16 protein-coding genes are annotated in these 21,212 nt (G+C 69.5%); 8 read left to right on the top strand and 8 right to left on the bottom strand.

All coding sequences use genetic code 11. The features are described from left to right. Positions 1-3: 3 nt before the first annotated feature. The gene (locus AC16DP_RS28140; RefSeq protein WP_329728254.1) at positions 4-1,179 is read right to left on the bottom strand and encodes an ABC transporter substrate-binding protein; all 1,176 of its coding nucleotides are present in this window, start codon (positions 1,177-1,179) and stop codon (positions 4-6) included. A 77-nt stretch (positions 1,180-1,256) separates the two neighbouring features. Beyond that, positions 1,257-3,575 carry a Tex family protein gene (locus AC16DP_RS28145; RefSeq protein ID WP_329728255.1) on the bottom strand — a complete coding sequence of 773 codons (2,319 nt, stop codon included), beginning with the start codon at positions 3,573-3,575 and terminating at the stop codon, positions 1,257-1,259. A gap of 76 nt (positions 3,576-3,651) precedes the next feature. Between AC16DP_RS28145 and AC16DP_RS28150 the strand changes: the two genes are divergently transcribed. After that, positions 3,652-5,061: a hypothetical protein gene (locus AC16DP_RS28150; protein ID WP_329728256.1), complete on the top strand. Its 1,410-nt coding sequence runs from the start codon at positions 3,652-3,654 to the stop codon at positions 5,059-5,061. A gap of 60 nt (positions 5,062-5,121) precedes the next feature. On the opposite strand, the gene AC16DP_RS28155 is transcribed toward AC16DP_RS28150, so the two are convergent. Genes AC16DP_RS28155 through AC16DP_RS28165 form a run of 3 tightly spaced genes read right to left on the bottom strand, consistent with a single transcriptional unit; the run spans position 5,122 to position 10,544 of the window. Next, positions 5,122-5,892, bottom strand: coding sequence for a hypothetical protein (locus AC16DP_RS28155; protein WP_329728257.1), 771 nt, complete (start codon positions 5,890-5,892; stop codon positions 5,122-5,124). Between the two features lie 23 nt (positions 5,893-5,915). Beyond that, positions 5,916-9,197: a TonB-dependent receptor gene (locus AC16DP_RS28160; RefSeq protein ID WP_329728258.1), complete on the bottom strand. Its 3,282-nt coding sequence runs from the start codon at positions 9,195-9,197 to the stop codon at positions 5,916-5,918. A 60-nt stretch (positions 9,198-9,257) separates the two neighbouring features. Continuing rightward, positions 9,258-10,544 (bottom strand): M14 family metallopeptidase, encoded by a 1,287-nt coding sequence (locus AC16DP_RS28165; protein ID WP_329728259.1) that lies wholly within the window; start codon positions 10,542-10,544, stop codon positions 9,258-9,260. Between the two features lie 62 nt (positions 10,545-10,606). On the opposite strand from AC16DP_RS28165, the gene AC16DP_RS28170 reads away from it, so the two are divergent. Together AC16DP_RS28170 and AC16DP_RS28175 are read left to right on the top strand one after the other, a co-directional pair. Further along, positions 10,607-11,971: an alanine/glycine:cation symporter family protein gene (locus tag AC16DP_RS28170; protein WP_329728260.1), complete on the top strand. Its 1,365-nt coding sequence runs from the start codon at positions 10,607-10,609 to the stop codon at positions 11,969-11,971. A gap of 19 nt (positions 11,972-11,990) precedes the next feature. After that, a complete protein-coding gene (locus AC16DP_RS28175) occupies positions 11,991-13,181 on the top strand; it encodes a glycosyltransferase (protein ID WP_329728261.1) in 1,191 nt (396 codons plus the stop codon). Here AC16DP_RS28175 and AC16DP_RS28180 read toward each other — a convergent pair. After that, entirely contained in the window at positions 13,112-14,326 is a 1,215-nt protein-coding gene (locus AC16DP_RS28180; RefSeq protein WP_329728262.1) for a glycosyltransferase family 4 protein, read from the bottom strand. The two genes, AC16DP_RS28175 and AC16DP_RS28180, sit on opposite strands and share 70 nt — an antisense overlap. 106 nt (positions 14,327-14,432) lie before the next feature. On the opposite strand from AC16DP_RS28180, the gene AC16DP_RS28185 reads away from it, so the two are divergent. From AC16DP_RS28185 to AC16DP_RS28205, 5 genes are all read left to right on the top strand, one after another. Beyond that, positions 14,433-15,374 carry a hypothetical protein gene (locus AC16DP_RS28185; protein ID WP_329728263.1) on the top strand — a complete coding sequence of 314 codons (942 nt, stop codon included), beginning with the start codon at positions 14,433-14,435 and terminating at the stop codon, positions 15,372-15,374. A 34-nt stretch (positions 15,375-15,408) separates the two neighbouring features. After that, a complete protein-coding gene (locus AC16DP_RS28190) occupies positions 15,409-15,819 on the top strand; it encodes a hypothetical protein (RefSeq protein WP_329728264.1) in 411 nt (136 codons plus the stop codon). A gap of 3 nt (positions 15,820-15,822) precedes the next feature. Next, on the top strand, positions 15,823-16,803 hold the full coding sequence (locus AC16DP_RS28195; protein WP_329728265.1) for a hypothetical protein: 981 nt from the start codon (positions 15,823-15,825) through the stop codon (positions 16,801-16,803). Positions 16,804-16,950: 147 nt separating this feature from the next. Next, a complete protein-coding gene (locus AC16DP_RS28200; RefSeq protein WP_329728266.1) occupies positions 16,951-18,219 on the top strand; it encodes an AAA family ATPase in 1,269 nt (422 codons plus the stop codon). Next, positions 18,216-18,941: a hypothetical protein gene (locus AC16DP_RS28205; RefSeq protein ID WP_329728267.1), complete on the top strand. Its 726-nt coding sequence runs from the start codon at positions 18,216-18,218 to the stop codon at positions 18,939-18,941. Before AC16DP_RS28200 ends, AC16DP_RS28205 begins: the two co-directional genes overlap by 4 nt. 42 nt (positions 18,942-18,983) lie before the next feature. Here the strand turns inward: AC16DP_RS28205 and AC16DP_RS28210 are convergent, their stop codons facing one another. Further along, on the bottom strand, positions 18,984-20,186 hold the full coding sequence (locus AC16DP_RS28210; RefSeq protein WP_329728268.1) for a DUF819 family protein: 1,203 nt from the start codon (positions 20,184-20,186) through the stop codon (positions 18,984-18,986). Beyond that, positions 20,183-21,208, bottom strand: a complete 1,026-nt coding sequence (locus tag AC16DP_RS28215; protein WP_329728269.1) for a dipeptide epimerase — start codon at positions 21,206-21,208, stop codon at positions 20,183-20,185. The genes AC16DP_RS28210 and AC16DP_RS28215 overlap by 4 nt, the downstream gene beginning before the upstream one ends. Positions 21,209-21,212 lie beyond the last annotated feature (4 nt).

Here is a 21,212-nt window from a genome sequence, read left to right on the forward strand (position 1 = left end):
TTCCTACGGATGGGCGAGCACCAGCACGCCGCGGGGGTTGAAGGTGGCCAGCTTGTAGTCCGACGGGCTCAGCGCCTCGTGGCGGGCGGGGGTGAAGGCGGGCTGGTAGGTGCGCACCAGGCCTTCGTAGGGGCCCAGGCGCTCCAACGCCTCGCGCACCCGGGCCCGCTCGGTGGACTTCGCCTTCTGGATGGCGAGCGCGATCAGCCAGACGGCGTCATAGGCCTGCGCCGTGCCCGCCGGGCCGAAGATCTCCTCCTCGGAGCGGGTGCCGAACAGCGCGTGGTACTTCGCGGCCACCGCCTTCGCCCGCGCGCCCGGGTTGCCGATGAAGGAGAAGGTCTGCACCACGCGCAGGTCCACCTGGGCGAGCAGCGCTCCCGACTGGCGCACGAAGTCCGGTCCGCTGATGCCGCCATGCGCGTAGATGGGGAGCCGCTTGTCCGCGGGCCTGCGCATCAGGGCCTTCACGACGGCGGCGCTCTCGGGCGCGTTGGCCGCCAGCAGCAGGGCCTCCGCCCCCGACCGCTCCACCGCGGCCAGCTGCTCCTCCCCATCCGCGTCCGCCCAGTTGATCCACTGCACGGACACGGGCGCCAGGTGCCGCCGGGCGAGGGCCTCGGTGATGGCCTTGTCGTTGCTGCGGCCCCACCCGGTCTTCTCCGCGATGAGCCCGAGCCGCTTGTGGCCCCGCGCGAGCGCCTGCGCGACCAGGTACTCGGCCATCTGCGAGTCATTCACGGAGACGCGGAAGGTGTAGCTGGGCGACCAGTCGTGGTGGACCACGCCGGTGGTGGCCGCCCAGGGGCTCACGACGATGAGCTGGTGCTCGTGGATGTAGCGCAGGTTCTGGACGACGGGCGGGCCGTGCAGCCCCGTCAGGAGGGCCACCAGGTGGGGCGTGCTCGCGAGCTCCGGCAGCTGCTCCGTGGCCCGCGCGGGCACGCCGTGGTGATCCCTCACCACCAGCTCCAACTTCCGCCCTCCCAGCAGGCCCCCCTGCTCGTTGATCTCCGAGATGGCGAGCAGCGCCCCCCGGCGGAGGGCCTCGCCCGCCAGGGCCGAGCCGGAGCTCATGTCCGCGTGCAGACCCAGGACGATGGGGTCCTTGTCCCGCGCCGCGGCCACGCCGCAACACAGCAGCGCGAGGCCGATCACTCCTGGCAGCAGTCGTTTCATGGCACTCCCGCGAATTCGGGGAGGCCAGGATATACGAGCCCGGCGCGATTGGGGGGCCCGGCGGCGGGGCCCTCGTCTCAGCGCTTGAGATTGCGGAAGGGGTTGTTGAAGGGCTCGGCCGAGGGCTTCTGAGCCGCCGCAGCGGGGGCCTTGCCGCCCCCCTGCTTCACGCCCCCCTGCTTGCTGGCCGCCGGAGCGGGCTCGGGACGCGAGGAGCGTGGAGCCCCAACGGACGCGCCCGAGGTGCCCTCGGTGACGGCGCGCACGGACAGGGCGAGGCGCTTGCGGGTGAGGTCCACGCTCAACACCTTCACGGTCACCCGGTCGCCCACCTTCACCGCCTCGCTGGGGTCCTTGATGAAGCGGGTGGAGAGCTGGGACACGTGGACGAGCCCGTCCTGGTGCACGCCCACGTCCACGAAGGCCCCGAAGGCGGTGACGTTGGTGACGACGCCCTGCAGCACCATCCCCTCCTTCACGTCCTCCAGCTTCTGCAGGTCCTCGCGGTAGGAGGGCGCGGTGAAGTCGCCGCGTGGATCCCTGCTGGGCTTCTCCAGCTCGGCGAGGATGTCCTTGAGCGTCAGCTCGCCCAGGTCCGGCCCCAGGTAGCGCTTGGGGTCGATCTTCCGCACCAGCGCGGCGTTGCCCACCAGCTGCTTCACGTCCACGCCCAGGTCCTTGGCCATGCGCTCCACGACGCCGTAGCGCTCGGGGTGCACGGCGCTCGCGTCGAGCGGCTCGGGGCCGTGGACGCGCAGGAAGCCGGCGGCCTGCTCGAACGTCTTCGGGCCCAGCCCGCTCACCTTGAGGATCTCCCGGCGCGTGGTGAAGCGGCCCTTGGCGGCGCGGTGCGAGACGATCTTCCTGGCCAGCGTGGGGCCGATGCCGGACACGTGCTCCAGCAGCTGCGGGGACGCGGTGTTCACGTCCACGCCCACCGCGTTGACGCACGAGTCCACCACCTCGCCCAGCTTCTTCTTGAGCAGGCCCTGGTCCACGTCGTGCTGGTACTGGCCCACGCCGATGCTCTTGGGGTCGATCTTCACCAGCTCGGCGAGCGGATCCTGCAGCCGGCGGCCGATGGACACCGCGCCGCGCAGCGACACGTCCAGGTCGGGGAACTCCTCGCGCGCCACCTCGGAGGCCGAGTAGATGGAGGCGCCCTGCTCGCTCACGGACACCACGGGCACCTGCGAGCCGAGCGCCTTGAGCACCTCGCGCACGAACGTCTCCGCCTCGCGGCTGCCGGTGCCGTTGCCCACGGCGATGAGCTCGGGCTTGTGCTTGAGGATGATGGCCCCGCACTGCTTCGCCGCGGCGGCGCGCTCACTGCCGCTCTTCTCCGTGTAGAGCGTGGCGGTGTCCACCACCTTGCCGGTGCCATCCATCATGGCCGCCTTGATGCCGGTGCGCAGGCCCGGGTCCAGCGCGAGCACGGGCCGGCTGCCCGCGGGCGCGGTGAGCAGCAGGTGGCGCAGGTTCTGCCCGAAGACGGTGATGGCCTCGCGGTCCGCGCGCTCCTTCAGCTCGTTGCGCAGCTCGGACTCCAGCGAGGGGCCCATGAGCCGGTCCCACGAGTCCTCCACCGCCGCGCGCAGCTCGGGGGCGAACGGGGACTGGGGCTTCGTCACCACGCGCGAGGACAGCGTGCCCTTCACCTCGTCATCCGGGAGGGCCAGCTGGATGCGCAGCACCTCCTCGGCCTCGCCGCGCAGCAGCGCGAGAATGCGGTGCGAGGGTGCCTTGGACAGGTCCTCCTCGTGGTCCGCGTAGTTGTCGAACTTGGTGGCCTCGCCCTTCTTCTTGGCCACGACGGCCGAGCGCAGGCGGCCCTTCTGCACGCACATCTCGCGCGCGGTGCGGCGCAGGCCGGCGTCATCCGCCACGCGCTCGGCGCAGATGTCCCGCGCCCCGGCGAGCGCCGTCTCCAGGTCCGGCACCTCCTTGCCCGCGTCGACGAAGGCGCGCGCACGGGCGGCCACGTCGTCCTTCTTCCCCGCCTCCTGCTTCCAGAGCAGGTCCGCGAGCGGCTCCAGGCCCCGCTCCCGGGCGATGGCCGCGCGCGTGCGGCGCTTGGGCTTGTAGGGGAGGTACAGGTCCTCCAGCTCCGTGCGCGTCTTCGCGCGCTGGATCGCCTGGGCCAGCTCCGGGGTCAGCTTCCCCTGCCCCTCGATGGTGCGCAGGATGGTCTCCCGGCGCGCATCCAGCTCGGCGCGCTCGGCGGCCCGGTCCAGGATGGCCTGGATCTGCACCTCGTCCAGGCCCCCCGTGGCCTCCTTGCGGTAGCGGGCGATGAAGGGCACGGTCGCCCCCTCCTCGCTCAGCGCCAGGGTCCGGTCCACCTGCTCGGGCTTGAGGCCCAGTTCCTTCGACAGCTCGACGGCGTAGGCGTGCATGGCACCAAATACCCTACACCATCCCACACAAAATGGCGAGTCCCCCGGGGGGTTGGGAGGGGGATAAGAATCCCTCATGCACTCCCCTTCCCCTCGAGGATTCACCGCCGGGCCGTCCTGGCGGGCGCTGCTGCTCGCACTCGGGCTGAGCCTCCCCGCCGTGGCCGCCGAACCGGAGCCGCCCAGGCCAGACGCCGCCGGGCTCTTCCGCCGGTACGCGTCGGACAAGGACGAGCCGGCGCGGCAGGCCCTCTCCGCGCTCGGTCCGGACGCCGCCATCACCATCCTGGGCACGCCCGGCCCGGACATCACCGCGTCCAGGCGGGAGCAGATGCTCTCCGAGATCGGCTCCCCCGAGAATCGCCTGAGCTGGCTGTTCCGTGCGCTGGGCTCGAAGAACAAGGCCGCGGCGGACCTGGCGGCCACCCTGCTCACCTGCAACGACGGCAATGCCATCTACCTGGAACGCGCCGCGAAGACCCCGGCCACCGTGGAGGAGGCGCGGCGGCTGCTCGGGCACCCCACGCCTGTCGTCCGGCAGCTCTCGGCGGCGATCCTCACGGCGGCGGGCCAGCGCGGGGGGGACATCCAGCGTGAGCTGAAGTGGGGACTCATCCAATGCCGGGAAAACCTCCAGCCGCTGTTCGGCCAGAACGCACAGGAAGAGGATGTGACGAAGGAGCTGGTGCTCGCGACCCTGGATTCCTCGGGCGATGAGCAGAAGGTGGTCGAGCCCAAGCTGGTGTACCGGAAGGGGCGCTGGGAGCCGCTCGCCGGGCCGTTGACGGCCCCCTCCCAGTGGTTCGTCCTCACCCCCAAGGCGCGGACGCTCCAGACGGAGAAGACGTCCGTCCTGCTCCCCTCGGGTTGCGATACGCGCTTCTGGGCCCTGCGGGTGAAGGGCGAGACGGAGGGCGTGTTCGAGGGCCTCGCGGCCTCCCGGAAGCTGGAGTTCCAGTCCCTCCAACAGGGGCCCGACAAGCTCCAGGCCGCCGTGAAGGACGCCCTGAAGGTGCGGAGTGCCGCGGAGCTCAAGCTGCTGAAGGAACAGCTTCGCCACCAGGCGGCGAGTGCCGAGCAGCCCTCCACCGCCTGGACCCAGACCCGGCGCCCCGCGGACGAGCGCGCGCAGTGCTCGCCGGTCGCCGGCACCGAGTGGATCTGCTACGCGCGGCAGGAGCGCGAGCTGCGCGCCACGAATGGCGCCGAGCCGCTCTCCCACCTGTGCAGGTCCCTCTTCTGGCTGCGCGGGAACGAGTCGGCGATGCGCATCATCGAGTCCTCGCGCGAGTGCCTCGTCATCTCGGAGGAGATGGAGCGGGAGGACAACGTCCGCGAGCCGTTGGGAGCGATGATGCTGGAGGGGCATCCCTACTGGGTGCTCTCCACCCGCTTCGGCCCGGGCGGTTTCGAGCTGTGGGAGGCCCAGGCGGACGGCATGAAGCGGGTGAGTCCCCTCCGGTACCAATGGGGGGCCTGCGACTAGCACGCGGGCACTCCGCGTCCCCACCTGCCGAGGGGAGGACGCGGAGGCTCCGGCGGACGGCTACGGGAACGCGGCGGAGGGATCCTTCAGCACGCAGATGAGCGCGTCCGGATCGCACTTCACGGCGAAGCTCGGGTTGATGCCCGAGCCGCGCAGGCGGCCCACGGAGGGATCCGCCTTCGGGTCGCACTTCGCCTCATCCGGCTTGCCGCTGGTGGCGCAGGACACGACCGGCCAGATGCCCTTCACCTTGTATCTGGCCGTGCAGTCGTTCTCCGTGTAGCTCAGGTCCGCGACGAACAACGTGCCCGGGATGTCCGGCGTGTTGTAGATGCGCACGTTGGACCAGGCGTAGGTGAGGCTCAGGCCCGGCTCGCCCACGGTGGCCGAGCGCAGTTCCACGCGGGTCGGGCCGTCGAAGCGGGGGACCTCGCAGTAGTTGTCCGGGCCCGGGGCGTCCGTCGTGAGATCGCCCACGGCCTGGCGCGCGACCGTCGCGTCCGGATCCACCGTGTACTTCTTGCTCACCACCCACCAGGGCTGGGAGCGGATGCCCACCCGGTCCTTCACGTTCGGGTCCCTGTCCGTCGAGGCCGGGTTCTGGCTGAAGTACTTCTGCAGACCCACCGCCTCGGGCTTGAGGTGCGCGCACGAGGCCGCCGCGTCCTCGCCCGGAGCCAGGGTATAGCTGGTGGCGAACGAGCCGGTGGAGCCGTCCGACACGGCGCGCGCCACCACGCACTGCGGGTCCTGCTGCTGGGCATCACAGGCGCCCAGGGTGGAGACGAGCAGCACCGCTCCCGTGCCCAATCCAATCAGTCGAAGAGTCATGATGTTTCTCCCAGGAGCGTTTCTCAGAAGCTCAGCTTCATGCCGAAGCGGATGGAGCGGGGCGGCTGATACGCGGTGGGCTTCTTGAAGTTGGGGTTGATGTCCGCGTTGGTGATGGCCACCGGCTTGTCCAGCGGCGCGGTGGTGACGTAGACGCGGCAGTCGGGGCTGGGCGTTTCCGTGCGGCAGGCCTCCAGGTCCGCCGGCTTGCCGTTCTGCTCGATGGGGTGCACGCGGGTGGTGGTGAAGACCTGATCCCTCGCCGTCACCTCCTGGAAGTTGAAGATGTTGAAGACGTCCAGGGAGAGGCTGAGCGCGTAGTTGCCCGCGAGCTTCTTGGTGATGCCCAGGTGGCCGTCCATGTTGTGCACCCAGGGCAGCCGGCCCGCGCTGCCACGCGGCAGGATGAACGTCTCCGCGCCACTGCGGCGGGGGTGGAAGCCCAGGTAGTTGAGCGGCGCGCCCGAGCGGCTGCGCCAGCCACCGCCGATGTCGAGGCTCAGGTCCTTGGCCAGCCGGAACTCCTTGGCGCCGAAGGCCTTGAAGGCGTGCGTGCGGTCACCCGGCAGCGGGCCGTCGCGGTTGACGGTGAGCGACAGCAGATCGAAGTCGCGCGTCAGGTTGGGGGAGATCTGCCCGGTGTCCGCGCGGAAGAGGCCCGAGTAGTTGCCGCGCAGCGAGGACCACGTGTAGCTGACCTGCGCCAGCCACCCGTCCGAGAAGCTCTTGGTGTAGTAGGCGTTCACCGCGTCGTAGTCGCGGCGGGCCTCCGGGAAGTCCGTGGAGAAGCCCTTGCCCGGGTTGCCCAGGAAGAAGGTGGTGCCGTCGTCGCGGCTCATGTCCTCGATGACGTCATTGAGGTAGCGCCGGGTGTACTGGAGGCCCACGCGCCCGAGCAGCACCTCGTACTCGGCGCCCAGGACGAACTCGTCGCTGGACTGGGCGCGGATGTTCGGATCCACCGGCACCCGGTCACCGCCCTCGCCGCCCCAGAACTGGTTGGGGTTCTCCGGATTGCCGATGGACTGGCGGTTGGAGTTCACGTTGCAGTCGCCCCCCTCGACGAGGTCCGCGGGGTCGCGCGGATCGCACCTGGGCGCGTTGTACGTGGCCGTCAGCAGCTGCTGCTGGGGGAAGGACAGGTCCGCCATGTCCAGCGGGACGTTCTCGTAGAAGCGCGCGTAGTTGGCGTAGAGCTTCGAGCGGCCCTGCTGGGTGAAGTCGTAGATGACGCCGACGCGGGGCGACCACTGGTGGGGCAGGTTCAGGCCCATCTTGCCGTCCAGGCCCCAGATGGTCTGCGTGTCGTAGCGCACGCCCACGTTGACCGTCACCTTGTCCATGATGGACCAGCTGTCCTGCACGAAGCCGCCCACCGTCGCCGAGGTGGAGGTGCCCTCCTTGAAGGGCAGCGGCACGATGGTGTCCGGGCCGCTCAGGTAGCCGTACTGGTTGAGCGTGAAGAAGCACGCGCCGCTGGTGCACTCCTGCCAGGGCGTGCCGCCGGTGCGCGCGCGCTTGTTGTAGAAGCTCGCGCCCTCGGCATCGATGCCGGCCTTGACGACGTGGTGGCCGAGCGCCTCGAGCAGGTACGTGCCCACCACCTTGCCCTGGTAGCGGTCCAGCGCCGAGACGCTGATGGTGCCGGGCCCACCGCTGGCGTACGTGGCGACAGGGCAGCGGGTCGCGTACATCCCATCGGGCATGCCCGCGGGCGAGTCACAGACGGAGGGGTCCTCGAGCTGCTCGAACTCGGTGATGCTGTGGTAGTCGCGCAACGTCACCGGCACCCGGTTGCCCGTAACGGGGTCTACTGTCGAGCCCACGCTGCGCGTGCGCCGCCAGGCGATGTTGGACTGCGCGGAGAGCCCCTGGCCGGTGCCGAGCCCCGAGCCATCCGACGGAAGGGTGGAGGCATTCTGGTGGTGCCAGCCAAGCGTCGCGTCCACCAGCAGCTTCTTGTCGAAGAAGGAGGAGGTCTGCTTGGCGACGATGTCCATCGCGCCGCCCGTGCGGCGGGTGGCGATGGCCTCATAGGCGCCCTGGACGGAGCAGGACAGCCCGCTGCACACCTCGGCCGCGCCATCGCGGCTGAAGGCGTACCGGCCCGCGCCACCCGACCAGTTGGGCGTGCCGTACACCGACAGCGACAGGTTGTGGTCCGCGTTGAAGAGGTAGGTCAGCTTGCCGATGTACTGCACGGTCCGCTCGTCCGCGAAGCGATCCGTCCGGCCGCCCTCGATGGGCGTGGCGATCTGGAAGCGCGTCTCCGGGTCGACACGGGCGGCGCCCACGGCGTCGCAACCGTTCGCCTTGTCCACCGCCGTGCAGATGTCCAGGGCGCTGATCTGCCGCGACACCTGGATGCGATTGAAGGAGGGCGCCAGGCCCGCGTAGAACCACAGCTTGTCCTTGAGGATGGGGCCACCCACCTCGAAGCCGAAGTCCCCCTGGTTCCACGGCGTGCCCTGGGTGGAGATGACGCTGCCGGCCTGCTGGATGACCGGGCCGGCCATCTGCAGGAAGCCCGGAGCCATGTTGCCGAACACGGAGCCGTGGAACTCGTTGGAGCCGGACTTGGTGACCACGTTCATCACGCCGCCCGTGGCGCGGCCGTACTCGGGCATGTAGCCACCGGTGATGACGTTGACCTCCTTGACGAACTCCACCGACAGCGGCGTGCCGATGGTGCCCACGGCCGGGTCGTTCACCGACAGGCCATCCACCACGAACTGGTTCTCCGGCGAGGTGCCACCGTTGATGCTCACGCCGTAGGTGTCCTCCTGCGCGCCCGGCGCCATCTCGGCCAGCGACTCGAAGGAGCGCGAGGCCGAGCCCTTCGAGCCCGGCCGGCTCACCGCGAGGTTCTTCAGGATGGCGGCGTCGATGTTCAGGCCCGACGCGCTCGAGGCCACGTCCACCGTGGGCGGAGCGGCCGTGACGGTGATCTCCTCGCTCAGACCGCCCTCGGGCAGCATCTCCACGTTGAAGCGGATGGTGCGGTCGATGCGCAGCTGGATGTCACCGCGCGAGAAGGGACGGAAGCCGTCGGCATCCACCCGGAGGGTGTAGTTGCCCGACGGCAGCTGCGGAATCCGGTACTGGCCGCTGACGTCGGACACCACCGTCTGCTCGCCCTGAAGGCTCGGAGACGTGACCGTCACCACCGCGTCCTGCAGTGGCTTCTTGTCGGCCGAGTTGATGATTTTGCCGGTGATGACCGCCGTGCCCTGGGCCCATGCGCTGGACCCGAGCAGCAACAGCAGGACACACCACGCGCGAGCAAGTCGAACGTGCGAAGACAAGATGCTGACCCCTCCTGGGAAGTGGGTCACACCTTAGTCACATTTTCGAAAGTTGGGAATTCAGCGCGCGTAGCGAATGATTCGCTCCACGCGGTAATTGCCGGGCAGCGCCATTTGTCGCAGCAGCATCAGCTCCGCGGGCAGACCCACCCGGAGTGAGAGCTCGCTCCGGGGCGGCAGGGGCAGCGAGTCCCCCACCCTCACGTCCCGCGAGGGCAGCGGCACGGCGATGAGCCCGGTGCCATCCACCTCCTCCACGGCGCCGTAGACGCGCAAGTCTCCCAGCTCCTCGATGGAGCCCGAGAGCACGACGGAGGCCGAGCCCTCGCGGGTGCGCACCGCCTGGGCCGCGGCCACGCCCACGTCCGCGAGGAAGGCGTCTCCCGCCTCGCCGAAGACGTGGGCACCGCGGATGACGAGGTGCAGCATGCCCTTGCTGTCATTGAGGGGAATGGACTCGTAGCGCTCGAGGTCCGCGTGCTCCACCGCGCCGGTGGAGAGGGATTCCAGGGCGGAGACGAGGGCCACGAAGTTGAGCCGGAGCAACGGCTCGTCGGGCTCGGCCGAGGGCCACGGTCCGGTCTCGATGAGCACGGTGGGCGTGCCCCAGCGCACGAGGTTGTCGCCGAAGGCGCGGACCTCGAAGGAGTCGTCGTAGCGGCCGATCTGCCCGGGGGCGAGCGGCTCGAGGGCGTCGCGGATGACGGCGCAGACCCTCTTGGCGAGCACCCGGCCCGGGTTGTCGCCACGCGTTGCGTCGAACGGAGGCGCGAGCAGGGAGATGGAGGCGGGCCTGCGCGAGCCATCGCCCACCGCGGTGCGCCAGCTCTGGTTGTGGAGGTTGAAGCCGAGCGACGGCTGGAGCCTGTCGCGGAGCGCCTTGAGGGTACGGCCCTCGGGCGTCTGGAGCGCGAGCGCGTCGCGGTTGACGTCGATGCCCTGGGCGTTGCGCCGCTGGAAACGCTCGGCGCCATCGGGGTTGAGCATGGGCACGGCGTGCAGGGTAAGCGCGGAGAGCATCCGGGCCACGCGCGGGTGGGCGCGGTGGAGACGGAGGTACTCGAAGAGGTCCAACAGGGCCGTGGTGGCGGTGGGCTCGTCCCCGTGCATCTGGGACCAGAGGAGGATGTGGCGGGGGCCGGAGCCCACGCGGACGAGGTGGAGCGGGCGTCCTTCCACGGAGCGTCCTACCTCTTCCACACGGAAGAGCTCCGGCACCGACTCGGCGAGGCGGCGGAGCTGAGACTGCACGTGGGGGTGGCGGACGAGCGCGGGGGGCGGGAGGCCCTGGAGGCGGACGTCGGCCCAGAGGGCGAAGAGCTCCTGGGGAGTGGCGGGGGCGGTCACGATGATCCTCTCTTTATCCGGTGGGTGCCCCGGAGGCGCGGATGGGATTATGACGGGACTCCATGCTGCCCGAACCCATCCGCAACGCGATCGACGTAGCCAGTAATGCCGTCTGGGGCCCCTGGACGATGGCCCTCCTGCTCGGAACTGGTGTGTTCCTGACGATCCGGCTGCGGTTCGTCCAGGTGGCGCGCTTCCGGGAGGGGTTGAGGGCCATGGTGCCAGCCCAGGCGAGCGGCGCTGGGACGCTGAGCCCCTTCCAGGCCTTCATGACGGCGCTCGGCGCGTCGATTGGTACGGGCAACATCGCGGGCGTGGCCACGGCCATCGTGAGCGGTGGGCCGGGCGCGCTGTTCTGGATCTGGGTGTACGGCTTCTTCGCCACGAGCATCAAGTTCTGCGAGGCCGTGCTGGGCATCCAGTACCGCAAGGTGCACGGGGACCGGTTGTCGGCGGGGCCCATGCACTACCTGAAGGACGGTCTCGGCTCGCCGAAGCTGGCGTGGCTCTACGCGGTCATCGCGGGCGTGGCCGCGCTCACGACGACGCCCTTCACGCAGCCCAACTCCATCGCCGTGGTGTGGCAGAGCCAGTTCAATATTCCCCCGCTGTACTCGGGCCTGGGGCTCGCGGTGCTCACGTGGCTGGTGGTGATTGGCGGCGTGAAGAGCATCGGCCGCGCGGCCGAGAAGCTCGCGCCGCTGAAGGTGGGGCTGTACCTGGCGGGAGGGCTCATCGTCATCCTCACGCACGCGGCGCAGCTGCCGTCGGTGTTCGCGCTCATCCTGCGCGAGGCGTTCTCCATGGAGGCGGCCGGAGGCGGTGCGCTCGGAGTGGGGATGATGACGGCGATGCGCTACGGAATCGCCCGAGGCATCTACGCCAACGAGGCGGGGTACGGCACGGCGGCGGTGGCGTATGGCACGGCACAGACGGATGCACCGGTGAAGCAGGGACTGCAGGCGGTGATGGAGGTGTTCATCGTCTCGTGCGTGACGTCGACCATCAGCGCGCTGGTGATTCTGGCGAGCGGCGCGTGGACGTCCGGGCTCACGAGCACGGCGGTGGTGGCTCAGGCCTTCAACACGGCGATTCCCACGGTGGGCGGATGGGTGGTGGCCTTCTGTGCCTTCCTGTTCGGCTACACCACGCTGATCGGCTGGGCGTATTACGGCGAGCAGTTCCTCGAGTACGCCTTTGGCCTGCGCATCACCAAACCCTACCGGTGGATCTACTGCGGCCTGGTCGTCTTCGGCGCCATGGGCAAGGTGGAGACCATCTGGGCCTGGGGAGACTTGATGAATGGCTTGCAGGTGTTCCCCAACCTCGTGGGATTGATTGGCTTGAGCGGCGTGGCGGCCTCGGTGCTGCGCCGGCCCAAGGCCCAGGAGCCACAGGTGGGGACCACCGCGCCTCCTCTCGCCTGAGGAAGCAGGAAGCGGACTCATGCCGAGCGGCCCACGCATCCTCCTCATCGCGGAACGCTTCCCTCCTGACCTGGGAGGACTCGCGCGCAGCGGCGCACGCACCGCGGGCTCCCTCGCCCGGTTGGACGCCCAGGTGGACGTGCTCACCTGGACCCGGACCCTGCCTCCCGGCGCCCTCCAGACGCTCGACGCGGGCGAGGTCGCCGCCTCCGCTCGTGGCGCCACGCTGCACCGGCTCGGCCTCTTCGGCCAGACGGACACGTCCATGCAGCACACGCTCGACGTGCTCGACTACCTGCACTCGCGCCACCGCTACCAGCTCGTCTGGGGGCACTACCTCTCGCCCCCGGGATTCATGGCCGTCACCTTCGCCGGGCTCGCCGGCATTCCCTCCACCGTCAGCGCCCGCGGCAATGACGTGGACCAGGCCATGTTCCCCCCGGGTGACTTCGCCCGCCTCCTCTGGACGCTCCAGCGCGCCACCGTCCTCACCGCCGCCTCGGGAGACCTCGGACGCAAGATGGCCATGCTGCTCGGACGGGACCCGGGCGTCGAGGTCATCCCCAACGCCGTGGACACCACCCTCTTCCACACCGGCCCGGCGGACCCCGCGCTGCGCGAGCGCCTCGGCATCCAGCCCGGTGAGCTCGTGCTCGGCTTCTCCGGAGAGCTGCGCCACAAGAAGGGCGTCCCCTTCCTCCTGTCCGCCCTCTCCGAGGTGCGCAAGGTGCGGCCCGCGTGTCTGCTCGTCATCGGCGAGGTGCGCTCCCGCGAGCAGGAGCACCTCACCGCCTTCCGCACCGAGCACCCCGAGGCCGCCGCGCGCATCCTCGTCACCGGCCGGCTCGATGCGCCCGAGGACGTGGCCGCCCACCTGCGCCTGTGCGACGTCTACCTCCAGCCCTCGCTCTGGGATGGCATGCCCAACGCGATGCTCGAGGCCATGGCCTGTGCCCGCGTGGTCGTCGCCAGCGACGCGGGCGGCATCCCCGAGGCCATCGACTCCGGGCACAACGGCTTCCTCGTGCCCAAGGCGCTGCTCAACCACCTGGGACAGGCGGTGGTCGACGTGCTGAGCCTGTCCGAGGAGCGCAGGGCCGCCATCGGCACCGCGGCCCGCGCCCGCATCGAGGAGCGCTTTCAGGCACAGGCCGAGGCCACGGCGCTCCAGCGCGTGCTGGACCGCACCATCCCGAAGGCCTCCTCGTAGGCCGCCACCAGGGACTCCTGCGCCCGCGCCCAGGTGAAGTCCCGCTCGACGTGGGCCCTCCCCTGCTGGCTCATCCGGAGGCCCAGCGCCGGATCCGCCCTCAAGTCGCGCACCGCCTCGGCGATGGCCTTGGGCGAACCCGGGCGCACGAGGAACGCGTGCACGCCGTGCTCCGCCACCGCGCGCACCACGGGCAGGTCGCTCGCCACCACTGGCGTGCCCGAGGCCATCGCCTCCAGCAGCTTCAGCGGACAGCACCCCTGCACGAGGTTCCGGTCATTGGGCGGCAGCGGCACCAGCACCACGTCACAGGCATGGTGGAGCCGCGCCAGCTCCGCCTGCGGCAACGCGTCGAGCAGCTCCACCGCGCCCTCGCCCACCAGCTCGCCACACATGTCCAGCAGCTCGCGACGCTGCTCCCGGCGCGTGGGGCCCACCAGCGTGAGCAGCACCGGAACGTCACGGCGCAGCAGACGGCACGCCTCGATGGCGTGGTGCACGCCCTGCCATGACGTCATCGTCCCGCTGTAGAGCAGGCGCACGGGCCGCTCCGCCCAGGGCCTCGGCGGCTGGTAGGTGAAGAGCCCGGTGTCCACCCCGTTGGGGATGACGCGGATGCGGCCCGGTGCCACGCCACGCGACTCCAGGTGGCGCGCCGTCACCGCGCTCGGCGTGAGGAGCAGGTCCGCCTTCTCCAGACACACGTCCTCCTGCGCCACCAGCTTGCGCAGCAGCTCGTCGTCCTCCGCCACCGCGGGCGCGTGGTACTTCAGCTCGATGGAGGGCAGGCCATTCACCTCGAACACCAGGTGCTCGGTGAGCTGCTCCTTGCGCCGGGCGATGGGATAGCCCTCGAAGATGGAGCGCACGTGCACCACGGACGCCCGCTCCCGTCCCCGCCACCACGCCGCGAGCTCTCCCCGGAAGCACATGGCCTGCTGGATGAGATCCGGCCCCTGGGCCCGCATCGGATGGAAGCGGACGCCCTCGGGTGGCGGCTCGCCCGCCTCGCCTCCGATGGCCAGCAATTCCACCCCGCCAAAGGCCCGGCCGAGCGCCTCGACGAAGGCGCGGATGTGGACCGCCGCTCCCTTGGGCGCGGGAAAGCGATCGAAGGACGCGTAGATGATTCCGGAGGAGGACACGGCCCTCGCAGTATCCCGCCTGGGGGCGCCCGGCACCAACCCCCTGATTGACCGGTGGGATGAGGGACTCCTACGATCCTCCTTCCTTTCACTCCGAGAGCGGACCTTGGCCGTCGACGTCGAGCAGTTCAGAAAAGAGCGCATCTACCGCGCCCAGGCCCCCTGCACCCAGGTGTCCGAGGAGCTCCAGCACCTGGGCGACCTCGATCGCGTCCATGAGAAGAAGGAACTCCGAACGCACAGCGTTGGAGTCCTCTCGATGATTGGCAGCCTGCCCGTGGGGTTCATCGGGCTCGCCATGTCGGACGAGGAATCCGGCCCCTCCCTCCTGCTCTGGATGGGGGTGCTCATGTTCTTCGGGGGCCTCGTCTCCTTCCTCATGAGCAAGCGCTACAAGCGGCTGAACCTGGAGAACCGGCGCTACGAGCTGGCCTCCCGTGTGGTGGGGCTGCTCCGGGCCGACATGGCTCCCGAAGAGCCGGTGACGCTCGAGCTCGACCTGCGCGAGGACTCGCACCCGGACAAGTACCAGAACGAGAGCAGGACGCCGAGCGGCTGGAAGGTGAGGCACTACCTGGATCCGTGGCTCTCCCTGCAGGCGCGGCTGCTGGATGGGACGCACTTGCGCCTGGAGATGACCGAGCGCCTCCAGCTGCGCAGCCGGACGAAGACCAACGCTCGCGGAAAGACGAAGTACCAGAACAAGCGTCTGTCGGATGCGTTCCTGCGCGTGCGGCTCCGGGTGAAGCCCGAGCGCTACCAGCACCTCGGACGGATCGGCTCCCGGGCCCAGGGCGCCGTGCAGGTGATGACGGGCACCCAGCTCGAGGACCTCACCGTGGAGGCGGACCGCGTCGACATGACGCTCTACCTGGGCAACCCGTGGAGTGCCGGCAACGAGCCCCGCCCGAACCCCGAGACCCGGAGCACCGGACCCACGCCCCTGAACGGCCAACGGGTGGTGGCGACGGCGTTGCTGAGCCTCTACCAGATCCTCAACCTGTCACGAGCCCTCGACAAGAAGGCCGTGCACTCGCGCGCGGGCTGAGCCACGCGGCGCCGCCAGGAAATCGCACGCACCCATGTCCCCTCCCCCTCGCGAGATGCTCGGTCCCTGTCAGGAGAAAGCCGGGTTCCTCTTCGCGCATGACTGCCCCCGGCCCGCCACCCAGCGGTGCGCGCAGTGCGACAAGCCCATCTGCGCCGAGCATGGCCATCCGTGGAACGGGCAGCAGATCTGCACCGGGTGCTTCAAGGCCACCCGCCAGGAGGAGGCCCAGGCCTCGAAGTTCCGCCGCGCCCCCGAGGGCGTGGACGACGATCCCTATCTCTACTCCAGCTACTACTACCGGGGTTACGGCTACTACGACCACGGATACTGGGGCCATGACATCCTCAACGATCCCAACGACTTCACCGAAGCCGATGGCCTGCCCCTGCGCCAGCGCGCCCGGGACCGGCGCGAGTTCGAGGAGGACATGGGCGGAAGTTGAGCCATGAGCGGGCAACGCTGGCTCCTCTACGCGCTCGGCGGAGGCATGGGGCACCTGACGCGCGCCGTGGCGCTCGGGCGCGCGGCCCGGCGGCGGGGACACCGGGTGGAGCTCGTCACGAACAGCCCCTTCGCTCCCGGGCTGGCCCTGGAGAACGAGCTGGGCGAGGGCAACGTCCACCGGCTCGGCGCGGAGCTCGACAAGCACGCCGTGCGCGAGTCCATCGAGCGGCTGCTCGACCGTGTCCGCCCCGAGGTGCTCGTCGTGGACACCTTCCCGCGGGGACTCGGCGGTGAGCTCGCGCCGCTGCTGCCCGGGATGAAGGCGCGGAAGGTGCTCGTGCACCGGGACCTGCACCCGGACTACGTGGAGCGCTTCGGACTGGCGCGGTTCGTCGACACCTTCGATCGGCTGCTCGTCCCCGGCGAGCCCGCGCCCTTCGCCCACCACCCGCGCGCCGTGAGCACGCCGCCGTGGCTGCTGCTCGATGCCGGGGAGTTGCTGGATGTTCCCACCGCGCGGATGAAGCTGGGCGTACCGGCCGGACAGGACACGGTGCCCGTGGTGGCCGTGCTGGCCTGTGGCCGGCCCGAGGAGGTGGACGAGTCCGCCGTGCTCGCGGAGAGGCTCCAGCGCACGCACGGAATGCGCGCCTTCGTCCGGCTGCTGTCTCCCAGCGCTCCACCGAGGCTCTGGCCCGCGCTGTCGGTCATGCGAGGCATCGACGTCCTGGTGGGCGCGGGCGGCTACAACACCGTCCAGGAGGCGCGCGCCACGGGGACACCGCTGGTGGCCATCGCCCGGCCCCGGCTCTATGACCGGCAGGCGCTGCGGCTCCGGGACTCGGAGCGCATCTCCACGCTCGACGAAGCCCTCGAGCGTGTGAGGGAGCTGCTGCGAAGCGGGGCCACTTCCTGCCCCGAGCGGCCCGTGCCCGCCTACGTCAACGGGACCCACGAGGCGGTGCGGCTCATCGAGGAATGAGGCCTGGCTCAGCACTCGAAGACGGCCACTCCATCGGCCACCAGCGCCGGTTCACCCTGGTGCACGCCGGTGCATTCTGGCATTTGTCCCCTCCCGTCGCTTGGCCTATACCCCTTCCAGGACGAGCAACCTGCGCTCGGAGAGACGATGCTCGAACGGCTGGAGCTCCATCACGTCGGACCGGCACCGCAGCTGGAATTCGACTTCGCCTCCCGGCTGAATCTCCTCACGGGAGACAACGGGCTCGGAAAGACGTTCATCCTGGACGTTGCCTGGTGGGCGTTGACCCGTTCCTGGGCCGGGTATCCCGCAAGCCCTCACCGGGGCCAGGACATAGAGCCCGCCATCGCGTTCCGATACACGAGCAGGCTCACCTCCCTCGAATACTCCAGCACCTACGACTTCCAGGCTCAGGCCTGGACACCCAAACCACGGCAGCCTGGGAACCCAGGGCTGGTCCTCTATGCTCGTGTGGACGGCTCATTCTCGGTTTGGGATCCAGCACGTAATTCCTGGAAGGATGTCCCCCTCGGGGTGGAGGCATCAGACCGCCGTCCTCGCGCGTACCACTTCGCGCCCTCTCAGGTCTGGGATGGACTGGAGCCGGATGGCAGAGTCCTCTGCAATGGCTTGATTCGTGACTGGGCATCCTGGCAAGGCCGTAACAACGAGCCCTACCAGCAGCTCTTGAAGGTACTGGAAGTGCTCTCCCCCTCTGATGAGGAGCGCATCGTTCCAGGAGAGCTCACCCGCATCAGCCTGGAAGACGTCCGTGACATGCCGACCCTCCGGACGCAGTACAACCAGGAAGTACCGGTGGTGCATGCCTCGGCGGGGTTCAAGCGCATCATCTCCCTGGCCTACCTGCTCGTCTGGGCCTGGCATGAGCACATCCAGGCAAGCCGTCTGCTCAACCAGGAGGCCACCCGGCAGATCATCTTCCTGGTCGATGAGGTCGAGGCACACCTGCATCCTCGTTGGCAGAGGACCATCCTACGCTCCTTGCTGAGCGCGATCTCAGCGCTCTCAGGAGCGGATGACGTCAAGGTCCAGGTCATCGCGGTCACCCACTCACCGCTTCTGCTCGCCTCCCTGGAGCCGCTGTTCGATCCCAGCCAGGACGCACTCTGGCACATGGAACTGGTCAATGGGACGGTGAACCTGGAGCGGGAAACCTGGCGGCGGCGGGGTGATGCCAACTCCTGGCTCATCTCCGACCTGTTCGACCTGAAGGAGCCCCGCTCCCTCGAAGCGGAGCAGGCGCTCCAGCAGGCGGAGGGATTGATGCGCCGCGAGCATGTTCAGCGCGCGGAGTTCGATGAGGTTCTGGGGAAGCTGCGGGAGAGCCTTCCGGATGTGGACCCCTTCTGGGTGCAGTGGCGGTTCTGGGCGAGGCAATCGGGATTCGAGCCATGATCCATGTCGAGCAGCAGCCCGAACCACGTCCACCCGACTTCGACTTCGACGGGGAAGTCCGGCAACCCGGGCTGAGTGCCCTGGCCGAACTGACGGGACAAGCGCCAACGATTCGCCGCCCAGGCCCTCGCATCCAGCAACAAGCGGACCGGCCCGAAGACCTGGGCCCCGCAGTGCTCCGGAAGTATGACTATTGGACCCGAGCCCTCGGCGCGCTTCACGAGGCCTACGGCGGCATCTGCGCCTATTCGTGCTTCTACATCGAGCCCATCACCGGCCCGACGGTTGATCACTTCGTCGCCATCACCCGTACGGCTCCCCAGGAAGCCTACGAGTGGAACAACTATCGGCTCGCATGCTCGCTGATGAATGCGAGCAAGAACGCATTTCCAGACGTCCTGGACCCTTTCGAGGTGCAGGACGGCTGGTTCGTGCTCAACCTGGATACTTTCGAGGTCGAGCCCGCGAAGAACCTCGATGCGGAGTTGAAACAGCGCGTGGAGCACACGTGCGGCCGCCTGAAGCTCAACTCCACCGAGTGCAAGAACATGCGCCGCCGGTGGTTCAACATGTATTGGGCACCTCGGGTGCCATCCCAGCCGGTTCCCCTATGGTTCTTCGAGGAAAATGCCCCCTTCCTGGCGCGAGAGATGCGCCGGCAAGGCCGCGTTCGTCCCGAGGACCAGGGACCAGTTCCCGCTCCACGCGCGGGCGAGGCATGAGGCGGGCGCAGCCCCGGTGAGCCCCCAGGGGACCCGCCCGCCTCAGTGGATGATCCGGTGCACCTGCTCCAGCAGCACCGCGCACACCAGTCCGCCGTAGGTGCCCAGCACGTAGCCCGCCACCGCCAGCATGACGCCCACGGGCGCGAGCGCCGGGTGGAAGGCCGCCGCCACCACCGACGCCGAGGCGGCTCCGCCCACGTTGGCCTGCGAGCCCACGGCCGCGAAGAAGATGGGCGCCCGCAGCAGCCGCCGCGTCCCCAGGATGAAGGCCGCGTGAATCGCCATCCACACCATGCCCACCGCCACCAGCGCGGGCGCGTCCAGCAGCCGCCGGAAGTCGGCCCGGGCGCCAATGGTCATCACCAGCACGTAGAGGAACAACATGCCCACCCGGCTGGCCCCTGCACCCTCCAGCTTGCGCAGCGGGGTGAAGGACAGCGCGACACCCACCGTCGTCACCAGCAGCACCACCCAGGTGAAGCCCGTGATGATGGTGCCGATGTCCGGCAGGAACTTCGCCACCGCCGTGCACGCCACCGTGGTGCCGAACCCCAGGGTGAGGATCCACACCAGATCCGTCAGGCTCGCGGGCCGCAACACCGAGGCCTGGAAGCGCTCCACCTGCTCGCGCACCACGTCGATGGCCCGCCGGTCCGCGCCCATGCGCGTGTCCATGGCCAGCTCGCGGCCCGCGAAGTAGAGCAGCACAGCCGTCCACATGTTCGACACGCCCACGTCCACGACCACCATCATGCTCAAGGTGTTGTCGTGCGTGCCGATGCTCTGCCCGATGGCCACGAAGTTCGCGCTGCCGCCGATCCACGAGCCACTCAGCGCCGCCAGGCCCTTCCAGGCCTGCTCTCCGAGGTCCGCCGGCACCAGCCAGCCCAGCAGCAGGTACGCGAGCGGCCCTCCGACGATGATGCCCGCCGTCCCCGCCAGGAAGAGCCACACCGCGCTGCGCCCCAGCCGGGAGATGGCCGGCAGATCCATCGACAGCACCTGGAGCACCAGGCTCGTGGGCAACAGGTACGCCGACACGAAGCCGTAGAGCTCCGACTTCGTGGGGATGAGGCCCGTGTTCGACAGCAGCGTGGGCACGAAATAGACGAGCACCACGATGGGCACGACCTTGAAGACGCGCCCCACCACCGGGTGCCGCTCGGCGGCGAAGAGCAGCGCCAGCACGGTCAGCAGCACCGCGAGCACCGCCATCGGATTCTGGACGAGCGGCTCCGTCATGGAGTGGACCGCGGCTCCACGCCGAGTCCGGGTCCCTCACCCAGGCGGATGCGCCCGTCCACCACCGGGTGCCCCTGGAAGGGCTCCGACGCGAGGAGCAGGTTGCCGTCCAGGTCCAGCCAGTCCACCAAGGGCCCCAAGTGCGCGCCCGCGGCGATGCCCACCGACGTCTCCACCATGCACCCCAGCATGATCTTCAACCCGCAGGAGCGCGCCGTCTCGATGATGCGCAGCGCCTCGCGGATGCCGCCGCACTTCTGCAGCTTCACGTTGATGCCGTGGTAGCCCTCGGCCAGCTTCGGCACGTCCGAGGCCATCATCAACGCCTCGTCCGCCACCAGCGGCAGCGGCGAGCGCTGGCGCAGCCACTTCGCGCCCTCGACATCCGCCGCCGGGAGCGGTTGCTCCACCAGTTCCACGCCCTGCGTCGCCAGCCACTCGATGTGCTTCAACGCCTCGTCCGGCGTCCACGCCTCGTTGGCGTCCACCCGCACCGTCTTGGGCGTGGCGGCCCGCACCGCGCCGAACATCTCGCGCACCGACTGCGCGCCGAGTTTGATCTTCAACACCGGGTACGGCTCGGCTTCACGCACCTTCTGGGCCATGGCCGCCGGATCGTCGATGCCAATGGAGAACGACGTGATGGGCATCCGCGACGGATCCACCCCGAACATCCGGTAGAGCGGCACCCCGAGGCGCTTGCCGGCCAGGTCGTGCAGCGCGATGTCCAGCGCCGCCTTCGCCGCGTGGTTGCCCGGCAGGGCCTCCTCGATGCGCTCGGACAGGACGCGGAAATGACGCGGGTCGCCATCGAGCGCCGGGGCGAGCTTCTCGAGCGCCGCCGTCACCGTCTCGGCGGACTCGCCATAGCGCACGTTGGGGGCGGCCTCGCCGCGGCCTACGAGGTTGCCCTCACGCAGCTCGACGATGACATTGCGCTTCGAGGTGCTGGTCCCCCGCGAGATCGTCCAGGCGTGGCGGAGGGGTAGCTCGATGACTCGGACATCCATCGGAAGTGACATGCGA

It is taken from the genome of Archangium sp. (assembly GCF_057119385.1).